This window comes from Nocardia sp. NPDC004718 (assembly GCF_053601535.1).
In genome coordinates, this window is the sequence record NZ_JBSGCA010000055.1 from 21,408 (window position 1) to 37,933 (window position 16,526).

13 protein-coding genes are annotated in these 16,526 nt (G+C 69.4%); 7 read left to right on the plus strand and 6 right to left on the minus strand.

Annotated elements, in window-relative coordinates; translation table 11 throughout:
• Window positions 1–88 precede the first annotated feature (88 nt).
• The 4 genes from ACWEH3_RS30035 to ACWEH3_RS30050 all read left to right on the plus strand — a co-directional run bounded on the left by ACWEH3_RS30035 (window position 89) and on the right by ACWEH3_RS30050 (window position 5,629).
• A complete protein-coding gene (locus tag ACWEH3_RS30035) occupies window positions 89–1,222 on the plus strand; it encodes a polyprenyl synthetase family protein (RefSeq protein ID WP_450024588.1) in 1,134 nt (377 codons plus the stop codon).
• A 22-nt stretch (window positions 1,223–1,244) separates the two neighbouring features.
• Window positions 1,245–2,828: a phytoene desaturase family protein gene (gene crtI, locus ACWEH3_RS30040; RefSeq protein ID WP_450024590.1), complete on the plus strand. Its 1,584-nt coding sequence runs from the start codon at window positions 1,245–1,247 to the stop codon at window positions 2,826–2,828.
• A 63-nt stretch (window positions 2,829–2,891) separates the two neighbouring features.
• Window positions 2,892–4,613, plus strand: a complete 1,722-nt coding sequence (locus ACWEH3_RS30045; RefSeq protein WP_450024592.1) for an alpha-(1->6)-mannopyranosyltransferase A — start codon at window positions 2,892–2,894, stop codon at window positions 4,611–4,613.
• Window positions 4,610–5,629 (plus strand): phytoene/squalene synthase family protein, encoded by a 1,020-nt coding sequence (locus ACWEH3_RS30050; protein WP_450024594.1) that lies wholly within the window; start codon window positions 4,610–4,612, stop codon window positions 5,627–5,629. Before ACWEH3_RS30045 ends, ACWEH3_RS30050 begins: the two co-directional genes overlap by 4 nt.
• Before the next feature lie 736 nt (window positions 5,630–6,365).
• Here ACWEH3_RS30050 and ACWEH3_RS30055 read toward each other — a convergent pair.
• Window positions 6,366–6,734 (minus strand): Rv2175c family DNA-binding protein, encoded by a 369-nt coding sequence (locus tag ACWEH3_RS30055; protein WP_355079591.1) that lies wholly within the window; start codon window positions 6,732–6,734, stop codon window positions 6,366–6,368.
• 118 nt (window positions 6,735–6,852) lie between these two features.
• Between ACWEH3_RS30055 and pknB the strand changes: the two genes are divergently transcribed.
• On the plus strand, window positions 6,853–8,814 hold the full coding sequence (pknB, locus tag ACWEH3_RS30060; RefSeq protein WP_450025631.1) for a Stk1 family PASTA domain-containing Ser/Thr kinase: 1,962 nt from the start codon (window positions 6,853–6,855) through the stop codon (window positions 8,812–8,814).
• Window positions 8,815–8,868: 54 nt separating this feature from the next.
• Here pknB and ACWEH3_RS30065 read toward each other — a convergent pair whose 3' ends face one another.
• Window positions 8,869–10,254 (minus strand): class II 3-deoxy-7-phosphoheptulonate synthase, encoded by a 1,386-nt coding sequence (locus tag ACWEH3_RS30065; RefSeq protein WP_355079587.1) that lies wholly within the window; start codon window positions 10,252–10,254, stop codon window positions 8,869–8,871.
• Window positions 10,255–10,684: 430 nt separating this feature from the next.
• Here ACWEH3_RS30065 and ACWEH3_RS30070 point away from each other — a divergent pair, with 430 nt between their 5' ends.
• Window positions 10,685–11,185 carry a polyadenylate-specific 3'-exoribonuclease AS gene (locus tag ACWEH3_RS30070; RefSeq protein ID WP_450025629.1) on the plus strand — a complete coding sequence of 167 codons (501 nt, stop codon included), beginning with the start codon at window positions 10,685–10,687 and terminating at the stop codon, window positions 11,183–11,185.
• A gap of 69 nt (window positions 11,186–11,254) precedes the next feature.
• Here ACWEH3_RS30070 and qcrB read toward each other — a convergent pair whose 3' ends face one another.
• From qcrB to ctaE, 4 genes are all read right to left on the minus strand, one after another.
• Complete coding sequence (gene qcrB, locus ACWEH3_RS30075; RefSeq protein WP_450025627.1) at window positions 11,255–12,874, minus strand: cytochrome bc1 complex cytochrome b subunit; 1,620 nt, start codon at window positions 12,872–12,874, stop codon at window positions 11,255–11,257.
• Complete coding sequence (qcrA, locus tag ACWEH3_RS30080; RefSeq protein ID WP_450025634.1) at window positions 12,871–14,046, minus strand: cytochrome bc1 complex Rieske iron-sulfur subunit; 1,176 nt, start codon at window positions 14,044–14,046, stop codon at window positions 12,871–12,873. The genes qcrB and qcrA overlap by 4 nt, the downstream gene beginning before the upstream one ends.
• 26 nt (window positions 14,047–14,072) lie before the next feature.
• Window positions 14,073–14,936, minus strand: a complete 864-nt coding sequence (gene qcrC / locus ACWEH3_RS30085; RefSeq protein ID WP_450025625.1) for a cytochrome bc1 complex diheme cytochrome c subunit — start codon at window positions 14,934–14,936, stop codon at window positions 14,073–14,075.
• Between the two features lie 86 nt (window positions 14,937–15,022).
• Window positions 15,023–15,634 (minus strand): aa3-type cytochrome oxidase subunit III, encoded by a 612-nt coding sequence (ctaE, locus tag ACWEH3_RS30090; RefSeq protein ID WP_450025623.1) that lies wholly within the window; start codon window positions 15,632–15,634, stop codon window positions 15,023–15,025.
• 197 nt (window positions 15,635–15,831) lie between these two features.
• Between ctaE and ACWEH3_RS30095 the strand changes: the two genes are divergently transcribed.
• On the plus strand, window positions 15,832–16,263 hold the full coding sequence (locus tag ACWEH3_RS30095; protein WP_450025621.1) for a hypothetical protein: 432 nt from the start codon (window positions 15,832–15,834) through the stop codon (window positions 16,261–16,263).
• Window positions 16,264–16,526: the final 263 nt, after the last annotated feature.

Below are 16,526 nucleotides of genomic sequence, written 5' to 3' on the forward strand. Positions count from 1 at the left end.
CACGCGCGACCGCTCCTCGCTCGGCCCCGAATCATCCGCAGCGCCCGGGCACCCTCCGCGACCCCGTGCGTCCACCATTCGCACGACCTTGGAGGCTCCTCTGTCCGCCGCAACCGGTACTCAGACGCCGCGCCCAGCGGTGCCGCAGCCGGGCACCCCCGCCTTCGTCACCGCCGTGGAAGACGCCCTGACCCATTTCTTCGCCACCCGCCGCCCGACGACCGAGCGCCTCGGCCCGGTCTTCGTCGAGGCCACCGACGCACTCGAGCAGTTCGTGCTCCGCGGCGGGAAACGCACCCGGCCCGCGTTCGCGTGGACCGGCTGGCTCGGAGCAGGCGGCGATCCGCACGCCCCCGACGCCGCCGCGGTGCTCACCGCGTGCTCCGCGCTCGAGCTCGTCCAGGCGTGCGCGCTGGTCCACGACGACATCATCGATTCCTCCCGCACCCGCCGCCGCTTCCCCACCGTGCACGTCGACTTCGAGCAGCGCCACCGCGACCGCGGATGGTCCGGCGACTCGGCGCACTTCGGCGCCAGCGTGGCCATCCTGATCGGCGATCTGGCACTGTCCTGGGCCGATGACATGGTGCACGCGTCCGGCCTCGCACCCGCGGCCATCGCCCGGTTCGCGCCGGTGTGGGCCGACATGCGCACCGAGGTGCTCGGCGGCCAGCTGCTCGACATCAGCGGCGAGGCGGGCGGCGACGAATCGGTCGAGGCCGCGCTGCGGATCAACCGCTACAAGACCGCCGCCTACACCGTCGAACGCCCGCTGCATCTCGGCGCCGCCATCGCCGCCGCGGGTCGGGAGCTGATCGAGGCCTACCGCGAGTTCGGCACCGCGATCGGGATCGCCTTCCAGCTGCGCGACGACCTGCTCGGCGTGTTCGGCGACCCGGCGGTCACCGGCAAGCCCTCCGGCGACGACCTGCGCGAGGGCAAGCGCACCGTGCTGCTGGCCGAAGCGCTGCGACGCGCCGACGACGCCGATCCGGCCGCGGCCGCGCTGCTGCGCTCGAGCATCGGCACCGACCTGAGCGCGGAGCAGGTGCAGCGGCTGCGCGCGCTGCTGGTCGAACTCGGCGCGGTCGACGAAGTGGAGCGCCGCATCACCGAACTCACCGGCACCGGCCTGGCGGCCATCGAGGCCAGCTCGGCGACGCCCGCGGCCAAGGAACGGCTGCGCGCCATGGCGCTGGCCGCCACCAAGCGTGCCGCGTGAGCGCTACGGCGAGGAGCCTTCGATGAGAACCGTTGCGGGACCGACCGATCGCGTCGTGGTGGTCGGTGCGGGACTGGCCGGGCTTTCGGCCGCCCTGTATCTGACCGGTGCGGGTCGCACGGTGACGCTGCTCGAGCGGGCCGACCACCCCGGTGGCCGGGTCGGACGCTACCGGGGCGCCGACTACGACATCGATTCCGGCGCCACCGTCCTCACGCTGCCCGAACTGATCACCGACGCGCTCGCCGCCGTCGGCCGCGCCCCGGAGACCTGCGTGCCGCCGCTGCGCATCCACCAGCTGGCTCCGGGCTATCACGCCCGGTTCGCCGACGGCGCCGAGATCAGGGTCTTCGCCGATCCGGACGCGATGGCCGCGGAAGTCGAGCAGGCCTGCGGCCGGGCCGAGGCACGGGGATACCGGCGCCTGCGCGCCTGGCTGGCGCGGGTCTACGCGGCCGAGTTCACCGAGTTCATGGACACCAACTTCGACTCGCCGCTGGATATGGTGCGCGTCCCCGAGAAGCGCCGCGCCTTGGCCGAATTGGTGCGACTCGGCGGCTTCGGCAGGCTCGGTCCCCGGGTGCGCGGGTTCCTGCGGGACCCGCGCCTGGCGCGACTGTTCACCTTCCAGGCGCTCTACGCGGGCATGCCGCCCGCGCGGGCGCTCGCCGTGTACGGAGCGATCCCGCACATGGACACCTCGCTCGGGGTGTATTTCCCCGAGGGCGGGATGCGGGCGATCGCCGCTGCGCTGGCGCAGGCGTTCACCGAGGCGGGCGGCACGCTGGAACTGAACGCCGAAGTGGTCGGGATCGACTACGCGGACCGCCGCGCCCGGCGCGCCCGCACCGCCGACGGGCGTTCGTTCGACTGTGACGCGCTGGTGCTCACCGCCGATCTCGGCTCGATCGACCGGCTCGGCGTGCGGCCCCGGCGCGGGCTGCGCGCTTCGCCGTCGGCGGTCGTCGCGCACGGCACCGTCCCCGCCGCCGTCGCGGCGGACTGGCCGGTGCAGGCACACCACACCATCGAGTTCGGACAGGCTTGGGACCGGACATTCGCCGAGATCACGGCCCGCCGGGGCCACGGCAAGCTGATGAGCGACCCCTCGCTGCTGCTGACCCGGCCCGCGCTGACCGATCCGAGCCTGTTCATCGAACGCGCCGACGGACGTCACGAGCCGTTCTCCCTGCTGGCGCCGTGCCCGAATCTTTCGGCGGCGCCGCTGGACTGGCCGCGTCTCGGCCCCGCGTATCTCCGCGAGCTGCTCGCCGTGCTGGAAGCGCGCGGTTATCGGGGCATCGCCGAGCATTTCGCCGTCGACCGGCTCGACACACCGCGGACGTGGCTCGATCGCGGCATGCTCGCGGGCACACCGTTCTCCGCCGCCCACCTCTTCCGCCAGACCGGTCCCTTCAGGCCGAGCAATTTCCCGCGTTCCAGCGACAACGTGGTTATCGCTGGTTGCGGCACCACTCCTGGTGTGGGCGTGCCGACCGCCCTGCTCTCCGGAAAACTGGCGGCAAACCGTATTGCCTGCGCGATCGCGCCCACTTCGCATGGAACCCCGCGCACCAGCCGGATAGTGTTCGAGGCGACGCCGTAAACTAAGCGCCGACCTATTCGCTCGCGGTTGCGACCGCCGACCATTCGGGGGGACCGACACCAGATGGCATCCCCCGAAACGCGCACCGCAGAGGCCGCCTCCGCCGGTGACATCCGCTCCTCGTCGCCCGCCTCCGCAGGTCGCGAATCGGCCACCCCCCGCGGCGTCCTGTGGTGGGTCCGCACCTCCGCCGACTTCGCCAGAAGCCCGGAGGGCCATGCCGCACTGCTCGGCTTCTTCGGCGCGATCATGATCATGTTCGGCGGGTTCGGCGCGGGCAGCGTCCGCAAGCGGGACCCGCTGCTCGAGGCCATGCACCTGTCCTGGCTGCGGTTCGGCCACGGCTACGCGCTGTCGACCATCTGCATCTGGATCGGCGTGCTGCTCATGGTCACCGCGTGGGTCCGGCTCGGGCGCGCCACGATCGGCACGGGCGACCGGACCGACGCCGAGGTGACGCTGAACGAGTTGCGCGCCATCGTCGGCATCTGGATCGCGCCGCTGCTGTTCGCCGTGCCGATGTTCAGCCGCGACGCCTACTCCTACCTCGCGCAGGGCGCGCTGCTGCGCGACGGCTTCGACCCCTACCGGGTCGGTCCGGTGGCGAATCCCGGTGTGCTGCTGGACAACGTGAGCCCCGTGTGGACCACCACCACCGCGCCGTACGGCCCGGTGTTCCTGCTGCTCGGGCGCGCGATCACCGCCGTGACCGGCGACAACGTGGTGGCGGGCACCATCGCGATGCGGCTGGTCATGCTGCCCGGCCTGGCGTTGATGATGTGGGCGGTGCCGTATCTGACCAAGCACCTCGGCGGCAAGCCGACCGTCGCGCTGTGGCTGGCGGTGCTCAACCCGCTGGTGCTCATCCACCTGATCGGCGGCGTGCACAACGAGATGCTGATGGTCGGCCTGATGTGCGCGGGCATCGCGCTGGTGCTGGAGCGCCACCATGTGGCGGGCATCGTCGTCGTCGCCATCGGCGTGGCCATCAAGGCCACCGCGGGCGTGGCGCTGCCGTTCCTGGTCTGGATCTGGATGCTGCACGAACGCGAACGCCGCGCCGCGCAGCGGGTCGGGCGCGACCCGGCGCACCTGCCCGCCAGTGAGCAACCCGGCGACGCCGCGGAGCCCACCGAGGACATGCCGCATCCCGCACTCATGTTCGGCAAGATCGCGGGGCTCGGTCTGAGCGTCTTCGCGGTCGTCTTCGTCGCCGCCTCGGCCATCGCCGGCGTCGGCATCGGCTGGCTGACCGCGTTGTCCGGGTCCAAGAAGATCATCAACTGGCTGTCGCTGCCGACCGTGATGGCGCACGCCGTCACGTGGATCACCCCGCTGCGGCTGGAATCGGTGCTCGAGGTGACCCGCGCGATGTGCGCGCTGGCCCTGGTCGCGGTGCTCGCGTGGACCTGGTGGCGGTTCCGGCACAGCGAGCGGGAGGCGGTGCTCGGCATCCTCATCGCGTTCGTCGCGATCGTCATCCTGTCGCCCGCCGCACTGCCCTGGTACTACTCGTGGCCGCTGGCGCTGGCCGCCGGGTTCGCGCTGTCCACCACGACGCTGATGGCGCTGGTCGGCGTGTGCACCTGGCTCATGCTGGTCTTCCAGCCGGACGGTTCGATCGGCCTGTACAACTTCTGGCACGTCGTCGCCGCCACCTTCGCCGCGGTCGTGGCGGCGCTGTCGCTGCGCACGGTGGACCCGCTGCGTCTGCGCGCCACGCCGCCGGGCAATGTCGCGGCCACGCCCGGCGAGGCCACCGCTTCGCCCGCCGCCACCCCATGACCGAGGACCGCCTACCGGGTTCCGCGCTGCTCCCGCTCGCCTACCGCGAGTGCAGGCAGATCGCGGCCACCCATGGCCGCACCTATTTCCTGGCCACCCGGCTGCTGTCGGCCGAACGACGACCCGCCGTGCACGCGCTGTACGCGTTCGCGCGCATGGTGGACGACGTGGTCGACCGGGCGGGCCGTCCCGCCGCGGCACACGATCGCGACCCGGCCGCGGAACTCGATCTGATCGAACGGGACCTGCGGACCGCACTGGAATCGCGCCTCGGCAGCGCGAGCGCCGCACCGCACGCTTCTTCCGCCGACCGGCAGAACGGCCGGAGCTGGGAATCGGGCCCGCGGCCGCGCGCCCTCGTCCTGGCGGCGGTCACCCACACCATCCACCGTTACGACATTGCCGCGCAGCACTTCTGGACGTTCCTGGATTCCATGCGAATGGACGCGCCGGGCGCCCCGGCGTTCCGTAATCGCTATGCCACCATGGCGCAGCTACGCGAATACATGCGCGGCTCGGCGGCCGCGATCGGCTTGCAGCTGCTGCCGGTGCTCGGCACGGTCGTCCCGGTGTCCGCGGCCGAGCCCGCCGCCGCCGCGCTGGGCGAGGCGTTCCAGCTGACCAACTTCCTGCGCGACGTCGCGGAGGATCTCGACCGCGACCGTGTCTACCTGCCCGCCGACGCCCTCGCCGCGTTCGGCGTCGACGACGACCTGCTGTTCGAATGTCGCCGCACCGGCCGGACCGATCCGCGCGTCCGGCGTGCCCTCGCCCACCTCATCGCGGTCAACCGCGACCTCTACCGCCGCGCCGAACCGGGCATCGACCTGCTCGAACCGCGAGTACGCCCCGCCATCCGCACCGCGGCCACCCTCTATGCGGACATCCTGCACCACATCGAGCGCAGCGACTACGCCGTCTTCGACCACCGCGCGGTAGTCCCCCGCCACCACCGCCTCCGCATAGCCGCCACCGAATTCACCACCGCCACACTCCGTAGCCGCCTCACCCGCTGACCACGGCCCCGATTCTTTCGGCACTGGTCCGATTGCAGCTTCACGATCCATCCCTCCTCCGAGCGACGGCCCGGACAAGACACCACCATCAGCGCCCCGCCAACGAGGCCTCGCCCTGTCCAACGTAAGAGCACCAGCCAACCTCCGAGCGCGGCCGAACCGACACGCCGCGCCGCGGTGCCCCCAGCGAGGACCTCCAGGCCGCTCGGCAACCGCGAAACCCCTGGTAGCGACGTCACCACCCGACACAACCACCCACACCTCGACCACAGGATCCGAGCGACGCGACACCGAGCACCACCACGCAAGCTCAATAGAACCGGCACAGCAGCCGCACCGATGCCACCCCCACGGAAATCAGCCCTGCGACAACCGCGAAACCCCTGGTAGCGAGGTCACCACCCGACGCCCACCAGCTCAACCACAGGATTCGAGCGCAGCGAGACCGAGCATGCGCCGCGCAAGCCCGGTAGAACCGGCACAACAGGGGCAGCAATTCCACCAGCGCGGACCTCGGGCCTGCGGCAACGGCGAAACCCCTGGTAGCGAGGTCACACCGGACGCAAGCACACCACCTCGACCACGGGTTTCGAGCGAAGCGAGACCGAGCCTGTTCCGTTCGCGGCCCGGCTCGCGTTTGCGCGGCCGTCGCGTAGGCGACGAAGGAGCAAGCGGCGGTCGCGCACACGCGAGCCATAAGGGGCCGCGAACACGCCGCGCCCGCGCGGCCAAGAACTCAGAACGGATCCGCGGCGGCCCGGCGCAGGACTTCGCGGGCAAGGGGGCCGTGTAGGGCGTCTACCGGCTTGCCGGGCAGGGTGTCGTCGTCGGTGAAGATCCACTCCAGGATCTCCTCGTCGGTGTACTTGGCGTCGCGCATTACGGTGATCAGGCCGGGCAGCGGCTTCACGACCGCGCCGGTGTCGTCGAAGAACCGCTCGGGGACACCCGCCACGCCTTCTCTGCGGACGGCGATCAATTGATGGTCGCGCAACATCTGGTGCACCCGGGTCACCACCAGCCCGAGTCGTTCGGCCACCTCCGGCAGCGACACCAGGGTCACCGACTGCGGAAGGACGTCGTCACTGCAGGGAAATGCACTCACCCGGACAACGGTAGACGGTCGTGCGCCGCACGTCGTGAGACACCCGGGGTGGTCCGAGTCGATACCATCGTGGGGGCCGCACGGAGCGGCTGACTTTGTGAAAGCCGGAGGACTTCTCTTGATCGGCCAGATGCTGGAAGGGCGCTATCGGATCGATGCGCCGATCGCCCGCGGCGGAATGTCGATGGTCTTCCGCGGGGTCGACACCCGCCTGGACCGGCCGGTCGCCATCAAGGTGATGGATCCGAAGTTCGCGGGCGACCCCCAGTTCTTGTCCCGATTCGAGTTCGAGGCGCGCGCGGTCGCCAAACTCAAGCATCCTTCTCTGGTCGCGGTGTACGACCAGGGCATCGACGGCGATCATCCCTTCCTGATCATGGAGCTGGTCGAGGGCGGCACGCTGCGCGAGTTGCTGCGCGAACGCGGCCCGATGCCGCCGCACGCCGTGCGCGCTGTCGCCGAACCCGTGCTCGCGGCGATCGGCGTCGCGCACTCCGCTGGACTGGTACACCGCGACATCAAGCCGGAGAACGTGCTGATCTCCGACGCGGGCGAGGTGAAGATCGCCGATTTCGGTCTGGTGCGCGCGGTGGCGGCGGCGAACACCACATCGGCGAGCGTCATCCTCGGCACCGCCGCCTATCTGTCGCCCGAGCAGGTCACCAGCGGCTCCGCCGACTCGCGCAGCGACGTCTACTCCTTCGGCGTGCTGATCTTCGAGCTGCTCACCGGCCGGGTTCCGTTCACCGGCGACACGTCGATCTCGGTGGCCTATCAACGCATCGAGAACGATGTGCCGAGCCCGAGCGCTTTCATCTCCGGGGTACCGCCCGAGTTCGACGAACTGGTCGCCAAGGCGACCGCGCGCGAACCCGCGCACCGGTTCGCGGACGCGAACGAGATGGCGGCCGCGCTGCGGCTGATCGGCGCCGAGCTGCGGCTACCCGCCTATCGGGTGCCCGCGCCGCAGGACTCCGCCGAGCATCTCAGCGCCGGCTACCGAGCCGTGCAGCCGGATCGCGACGACCAGCCGGGCTTCGCCGGGGCGTCTGCCCACCCGCCGCAGCCGGTGCAGCACACCCGAGTGGTCACCGCCCAGCGGCCCCGCATCGACCACGACGCGCCGGATGCCTACGACCGGCCGCAACCGGTGCGCCAAGCGCACCCCGCGGCGCCGTATCCGCCCTATTCCGACGACATCAACCGCTCCCGGCGCACGGTCTGGGTGTGGGTGGCCATCGTCGCGGTTCTCACACTGCTGGTCGGCATCGGCGGCTGGTGGCTGGGTGTCGGCCGCTATTCGGCGGTGCCACCCATCGCCGGGCTGGACACCGACAAGGCGGTCGCCACGCTGCAGAATGCCGGCTTCGAGACCGAGATCCGCCAGAAGGCGTCGGACGCGATCCCGGTCGGCGGTGTGGTCGGCAGCGACCCTTCGGCCGGATCCAAGATCACCAAGGGGTCGACGGTCGCCGTCCTGGTCTCCAACGGCAAGCCGAAGGTGCCGGACGTCAAAGCGGGTGACCAGGTGTCGAAGGTCAACCAGTTGATCCGGGACAACGGCCTGCAACCGGTCGACGCGGGCGAAGTGTCCAATACCGCGCCCAAGGGGACGGTCGCCCGGGTGGAACCGAACCCGGGGACCGTGCTGCCTCTCGGCGCGCAGGTGAAGGTGTACCGCAGCAAGGGTTCCCAGCCGGTGAAGGTTCCCGACGTGCGCGGCAAGTCGACCGACGAAGCCACCAAGATCCTCACCGCCGCCGGCATCGCGGTGCGTGAGACCAAACCTCAGTTCGACCGCAGCGTCGAGGCGGATAAGGCCATCGGGACCCAGCCGGGCGCGGGCGCAACCATCCAATCGGGCGACGGCGTCGTCCTGCTGATCTCCAATGCTTTGAAGATGCCCGACGTCCGCGGGTGGACCGTGGCCAACGCCCGCGCCAAGCTGGAGAGCCTCGGGTTGCAGGTCGAGGTGAAGCAGTTGGCGCGCGCGGACAGCTCCCTGGTGGTTTCGCAGACTCCGGCCATCGGGGTCAACCTGGAGGCGGGCGACACGGTCACCATCGTGGCCCTTCCCTAGCGGGAAGCGCACCGGCCGCGGGCCAGGGATGACCGCGCGGCCGGGGATCGGAACTCAGCGCAGCATTTCGGCGACGAGGAACGCCAGTTCCAGCGACTGCTGGGTGTTCAGCCGGGGGTCGCAGGCTGTCTCGTAGCGGCCGGACAGATCGAGGTCGGAGATGTCCTGGGCGCCGCCGAGGCATTCGGTGACGTCCTCTCCGGTGAGTTCGATGTGCATGCCGCCGGGATGCGTGCCGAGCGCATGGTGTACCTCGAAGAAGCCCTGCACCTCGTCGACGATGCGGTCGAAGTGGCGGGTCTTGAAGCCGGTGGACGACTCGTGGGTGTTGCCGTGCATCGGGTCGCACTGCCAGATCACCTGGTGACCGGTGGCCTGCACCTTCTCGATGATCGGCGGCAGCACGTCGCGGACCTTGCTGTGGCCCATGCGGGACACGATGGTCAGCCGGCCCGGCTCGTTGTTCGGGTCGAGCCGCTCCACGTACTCCACGGCCTGCTCGGGCGTGGTGGACGGGCCGATCTTCAGGCCGATCGGGTTGGCCAGCAGTTCTGCGAACGCGATGTGCGCGCCGTCGAGCTGGCGGGTGCGCTCGCCGATCCAGAGGAAGTGCGCCGACAGGTTGTAGAGCACCGGCTCGCCGATCGCGTTCTCGCTCAGGCGCAGCATGGCGCGCTCGTAGTCCAGCACGAGCGCTTCGTGGCTGGCGTAGATGCGGGCCGACTTCAGGCTCGGGTCGTTCACCCGGCACGCGGTCATGAACCTCAAGCCGCGGTCGATCTCCTCGGCCAGCGCCTCGTAGCGCGCGCCCGCGGGCGATTTGGCCACGAAGTCGCGGTTCCAGTCGTGCACCTTGTGCAGGTCGGCCATGCCCGCGCCGGTCAGCGCGCGCACCAGGTTCATCGCGGCGCTCGCGTTGGCGTAGGCCCGGACCAGGCGCGACGGGTCGTGCTCGCGCAGCGCCGCGTCGGCGACCAGCGAGTTCACCATGTCGCCGCGGTAGGACTTGAGCCCGCGCGAATCGGTGTCCGAGGAACGCGGTTTGGCGTACTGGCCCGCGATCCGCGCGACCTTCACCACCGGCAGGCTCGCGCCGTAGGTGAGCACCACTGCCATCTGCAGGAGAGTACGAATGTTGCCGCGAATGTGCGGCTCGGTGTTGTCGGCGAAGGTCTCCGCGCAGTCGCCGCCCTGCAGGAGGAATGCTTCGCCGCGGGCGACCTCGGCCAGCTGCCCGCGCAACTCCTCTACCTCGGCGGGCACGCAGATCGGCGGGACGCTCTCCAGCACTGTGCGCATGTTGGCCGCCTGCTCCGGATCCCAGGACGGCTGCTGCAGCGCGGGCCGCGCCAGCGCGTCGTCCAACCGCCTGCGCAGCTCGGTGGGCAGCGGAGGCAGTTCCGGCAGGCGATCGATGGGTACGTCGACGGTCCAGTTCACGACTTCAGAATACGGACCGCACGCCCCGTGGGGATACCCAGTCCCAGGGCTGGAATCGCTCCACCCAGGGTGAATGCGCTCTGCCCAGCGGGTGCCGCCGCGGAGCAAGACCGTGTGGTTCGATTTGTCGCCTTCAGCGCCATCGCGGAATTCGAGGATTTCTTGGCGAGGGCGGCCGGATCTCGGCCTTTCGACCGATGCCCGATATTTTCGGACCGGTTGCCCGACTCGATACCGGCGATATGGCGAGAATTCATTTCCGAAGCATTCTTCTATCCAGTTTCCAGGGCAGGATTCCCTCCTTGCCACACTGCCCTCGCGCTCGTGCCCTCGGTGCGCGATCTTCTACACTGCATACGAGAACACCAGCCATTCCGCACCCAATTGCTGCCGAAATCCTGCCAGCGCAGATATCAGAGAGGCACAGTGCTTGAGATATTTTTATGACTGCGAATTCATCGAGGACGGAGTGACCATCGATCTGGTCTCCATCGGCGTTGTCTGCGAGGACGGCCGGGAGTACTACGCGGTGTCCACCGAATTCGATCCTGAACGTGCGGGGCCCTGGGTGCGCAAATTCGTACTGCCACAGCTGCCTTCGCCCTCCTCTCCGCTGTGGCGCAGCCGCGACCGGATCCGCGACGAGCTGTATGCGTTCCTGGTGCCGCGGCCGACCGTGCAGCCGGAGTTGTGGGCCTGGGTGTCCGCCTACGATCACGTCGCCCTGTGCCAGTTGTGGGGCTCGATGGTCGATCTGCCCAACGCGCTGCCGCGCTACACCAACGAATTGCGCCAGCACTGGGAGTCGTACGGCCGTCCCGAACTTCCGCCGATCCCGCCGGACGCGCACGACGCGCTCGCCGACGCCCGGCACAACCTCGCCAAATTCGAGGCAATCGAGGCCGCGCGCCGCGCGGCGCCACGCCTCTGACATAGGCGGCATAGACGCGAAAAGGCCCCGAGTCGTATTCGACTCGGGGCCTTTCCGTGGCCGGGGGCGTCAGTGGCCGTGCTTGCCGTTCGCCGCCTCCTGCGCCTGCTGCAGCACCTTCAGCTGCTTGTGCTCTTCGGCGTGCTCGATCTCGAAGTGCCGATCGCTCTCCTCCTGCGGATCCGCGCGCAGGAAGCTGCCGGTGCCCGGCTTGCCCGCCGAACCCAGCTTGCTCATCTTCTTCGGCACGGGCGCGCCCTGGTACTCCAGCGGAACCGGGTGGCCGTGGTCGTCGACCGGGCCGAGCGGCTGGTGCACCTCGATGTACTCGCCGTGCGGCAGGCGCTTGATCACACCGGTCTCGATACCGTGCTCGAGCACCGCCCGGTCGCTGCGCTGCAGGCCGAGGCAGAACCGGTAGGTGAGGTAGTACGCCACCGGCGGGGCGACGAGCAGGCCGATGCGGCCGATCCAGGTGGTCGCGTTCAGCGAGATGTCGAACTTCAGCGCGAGGATGTCGTTGACGCACGACAGCGTGAGCACCACGTAGAACGCGATGGCCATCGCGCCGATCGCGGTCCGGACCGGGACGTCACGCGGACGCTGCAACAGGTTGTGATGCGCGGTGTTGTCGCCGGTGAGCCGCTTCTCGATCCACGGGTAGGCGATCAGCACCGTGAACACCAGACCCATGATCAGCGCGACCCAGAAGACGGCGGGCACGGTGTAACGGCCCAGGTACAGCTCCCACGGCGGCATCAATCGCGCCATGCCGTCGGTCCACATCATGTAGAAGTCCGGCTGCGAACCCGCCGACACCTGCGACGGGTTGTACGGACCCAGGTTCCAGATCGGGTTGATCTGGAACACGCCACCCATGAGGCCAACGATGCCGAGGGTGAAGGCGAAGAACGCGCCCTGGTCGGCGGCGAACACCGGCACGATCCGGGCGCCCACCACGTTGTTCTCCGTGCGGCCTGGCCCGGGGAACTGGGTGTGCTTCTGGTACCACACCAGCGCCACGTGCGCGGCGATCAACGCCAGGATGATGCCGGGGAACAGCAGCACGTGCGCGATGTAGAGCCGCGGAATGATGATCTCGCCGGGAAAGTCACCACCGAAGATCAGCCAGTGCATCCAGGTACCGACGATCGGGATGCTCATGGTGATACCGCCGAACGCGGCCCGCAGACCGGTGCCGGAGAGCAGGTCGTCGGGCAGCGAGTAACCGAAGAAGCCCTCGAACATCGCCAGGATCAGCAGCAGTGAGCCGATCACCCAGTTCGCCTCACGCGGCTTGCGGAACGCGCCGGTGAAGAAGATACGGAACAGGTGGATGATGATCGACGCCGCGAACAGCAGGGCCGCCCAGTGGTGGACCTGCCGGACGAACAGACCGCCGCGGACCTCGAAGGTGATGTTCAGCGCGGTCTCGTAGGCGCGCGACATGGTCACGCCGCGCAGCGGCTGGTAGGCGCCGTTGTAGACGACCTCGCTCATCGAGGGATCGAAGAACAAGGTCAGGTAGACGCCCGACAGCAGCAGGATGATGAAGCTGTAGAGCGCGATCTCGCCGAGCAGGAACGACCAATGCGTCGGGAAGACCTTGTTGATCGACCGCTTCATGAACGCGGCGGCGCGGTAGCGCTCGTCCGCCTCGCTGGCTTGGGCTGCGACTGAAGGACTCATGAACGGCGCTCCCAGTAGGCCGGGCCGAGCGGCTCGATGAAGTCGCCGTTGGCGACCAGGAAGCCCTCAGCGTTGACGGTGATCGGCAGCTGCGGCAGCGCGCGAGCGGCGGGACCGAAGACCGGCTTGCCCCACTCGGTCGCGGAGAACTGCGACTGGTGGCAGGGGCACAGGATCCGGTTGGTCTGCTGCTCGAACAGCGAGGTCGGGCAGCCGAGGTGGGTGCAGATCTTCGAGTAGGCGAAGTAGTCGCCGAAGTTGAAGCTCTCCTGACCCTTGCGCTTGATCGCCTTCTGCGCGTCCTCGGTACGCAGGCGGATCAGCATGACGGCGTTGCGGATGCCGCGCAGCGACTGCAGGGTCGCGTGCTCGTCACCGCGCCACTTCTCCTTCCACGGGAACACCGTCTCCATGGCGCCCGCGTCCAGGTCCTCCGGACGCACCAGCACCACGTCCTCCGGGCGACCGGTGTCGCGGCGGATGTAGATGGTCTCGCCCGGGTAGTCCGGGGTCCAGCCGGAGACCCACAGCGGCGACTTGTCCCCCTTGGCCCACGGGTTCTTGATCAGACCGCCGACGAACACCAGCAGCGCGCCGACGCCGAGTACGCCCACGCCGGCGCCCGCGGTGCGGGTGATCATCTTGCGGCGGCCGAGCGTGGAAGTGTCCAGCGCGTCCTGCAGCTCGGCGACCAGGGTGCGGCGCTCGACCTCCGGCGACGGACCGTCGTGCCGCTCCTGGATGGAGAGTTCGGCGGGGATGAACAGCTTGCGGATCAGCACCACCGCGACGCCGATGACCAGCACCGAGATGCCGAAGGTCAGGCCGACCAGCGGGGTGAACAGCGAGTAGAGCCCGTGGCCCTCCTCGTCCTTGGCCTTGAACTCCCACGGCCAGAACAGGAACACACCGACCAGCGCCGCGGCCGCGATGCCGGACACGGCGAACCAGAAGGTGACCGCGCGCTCGGCGCGCTTCTCCGCCCGGGTCCCGGGGATCGGAAAGCGCTCGCGGCGGTAGGCGACGTTGACGCCGTCGCGCTCGGTACCGAGCTTGACCAGCTCGTCGCGCGACATCTTGTCGAGGTCCGCCTCGGTGGGCTCCGCCGGGTTGGCGTTCACCGACTGCTCCTTCGACAGATGCGCGTCATGGCCCTCATCCGGCCGGCCCATGTCGTCTCGCTCCTTCTCGCTATTGCTCATGACCTGGATCCGATCCACATCGCGGCGCCGACGACGAGCGTGATGCCGACCACCCAGATGGCCAGGCCCTCGGTCGCGGGACCGAACCCGCCGAGATCCCAGCCGCCCGGGCTGTGCTCCTCGGTCGCGTTCTTGACGTAGGCGATGATGTCGCGCTTCTCCTCCGCGCTCAGCTGGCGATCGGAGAACTTCGGCATGTTCTGCGGGCCGGTGATCATCGCGGCGTAGATCTGCTGCTCGCTCGCCGGTTCCAGCGGCGGCGCGAACTTACCGGAGGACAGCGCGCCGCCGCGTCCGGTGAAGTTGTGGCAGGACGCGCAGTTCATGCGGAACAGCTCCGAGCCGCGGGCGATGTCGTCGCCGCGCATCGACTCCTGGGCGATCTGGCCGTTCGCGTCGCGGACGACGGTCGGACCGCCGCCGTGAGCAGCCACGAACGCGCTCAGCGCGTCGGTCTGGTGGGCGTCGAACTTCGGCGGCTTGCGCTGCGCCTGGGCCTCGTTACGGGCCATCGGCATGCGGCCGGAGGACACCTGGAAGTAGACCGCGGCCTCGCCGACGCCGATCAGGCTGGGACCGCGGTCGGCCACACCCTGCAGGTTCGCGCCGTGGCAGGTGATGCAGGACGTGTCGTAGAGCTGCTCGCCCTCGCGGATGAGCGCGGACTGGTCCTCGTGCGCGGTGGCCCGCTGCGGGTCCGGCGTGAGGGCCGATGCCAGGAAGCCTGCTCCGACGAGGCCCACCAGCAGCGCAAGTCCGCCCGCGATGCGACGGCGAACGCGCCGCTGCCTGCGCGTCTTGCTGGCCTGGCCGTTCCCGGGGCTGGCGGGCTCTGGCGCTGACGGGGGAGATGAACTCATCTGTGTCCCTTTGGAGTAGACGGAACCGACTTGTGCGAAAGCTCTCGGGTCGCGCCGCGCCCGCCGAGGCGGCGCGGCGACCACGATCAGCGGACGAAGTAGATCGTGGCGAACAACCCGATCCACACGATGTCGACGAAGTGCCAGTAGTAGGAGACGACGATCGCGGCGGTGGCCTGCGCGGGGGTGAACTTGCTGACCTTGGTGCGCAGGAGCAGGAACACGAACGCGATCAGACCGCCGATGACGTGCAGACCGTGGAAGCCGGTGGTGATGAAGAACACCGAGCCGTAGGAGCTGCTGGAGATCGTGGTGCCCTCGTGCGCGAGGTTCATGTACTCGTAGCCCTGGCCGCCGACGAAGAACGCGCCCATGATCAGGGTGATGACGTACCAGCGGCGCAGGCCGAACACGTCGCCCTTCTCCGCGGCGAACACGCCCATCTGGCAGGTGAACGACGACGCGACCAGCACGGTCGTGACCGGCACTGCGAGCTTCAGGTTCAGCTCGGTCGGCTCCGGCGGCCAGTTACCGTGCGCCTGGGCGCGGGCGACGAAGTACATCGCGAACAGGCCGGCGAAGAACATCAGCTCGCTCGACAGCCAGATGATGGTACCGACGCTGACCATGTTGGGCCGGTTCAGCGAATGCACACGCTGGGTAATGGCCGATCCTGGGGTCCCTACTGCGGTCGTCACGGGGGTAAGTATGACTCGTCGTAGTACGACGGCAGTACCCGGGTACGAAACTCGTTCCTCCGTGTCTGAAAACGCAGGGAAGAGCGGGCTCTCGACCAGGCAGGGCCGGTACGAGCCGGATGCGCGAGCCGGGAACGAGTCGCACGCGCGGACGAACGCCCGGCCAGCATGACAGGCGAGGGTAAGGAGAAGCTGAGATGAAGGTGAAGGCGACGCCGGGACTGTGGCGGCGACTGTTCCGGCGCGACCGGGACCCCGCTCTCGACCCGGACCGAGCGGACCTGGTCGTGGTCGCGTCGAGCTTCGACGACGCGGAGGCGTGTTCGGCCGCGCTGGCGCGCGCGACCGGGCTGGCACCGGATGCTCCCGCAGTGCTACGGCATCACCTGCGCATCCCGCCCCGGCACGTGCAGGCCGTCTGCGCGATCGCCGCGCAGGACGGCTACTCCCCCGCACCGCAGGTGAGCGGCCCGGGCACCGACGAGTTCGAGCCGGTGATCCTACGGCGCGTGCAACGGCTCGACGCCCTGCACTGCTCCCAGGAGCGCTCCCGCATGGCCGGTCTCGCCCAACGTCACGACGGCCACGCCGACGGCTGGGACGCCCTGCAACCGGGCCCGCAGCCGTAACGACCCGTCTTCCGGCCGACGCCTCATGCGGCCACAACTCTCGCGCGCCCCGAAGAAGGCGCAATCCCAACCCGAACCGCGCACCCGCGCCCAGGGCTTCGCCACCAACGCGCCCAGCGCACCCCGACCACAGAGTTTCGAGCGAAGCGAGACCGAGCATCCGCCCGTTCGCGGCCCGGCTCGCGTCCGAGTGGCCGCCGCGTCCGCGACGAAGGAGCAAGCGGCGGTCGCTCGGACGCGAGCCATAAGGGGGCCGCGAACAC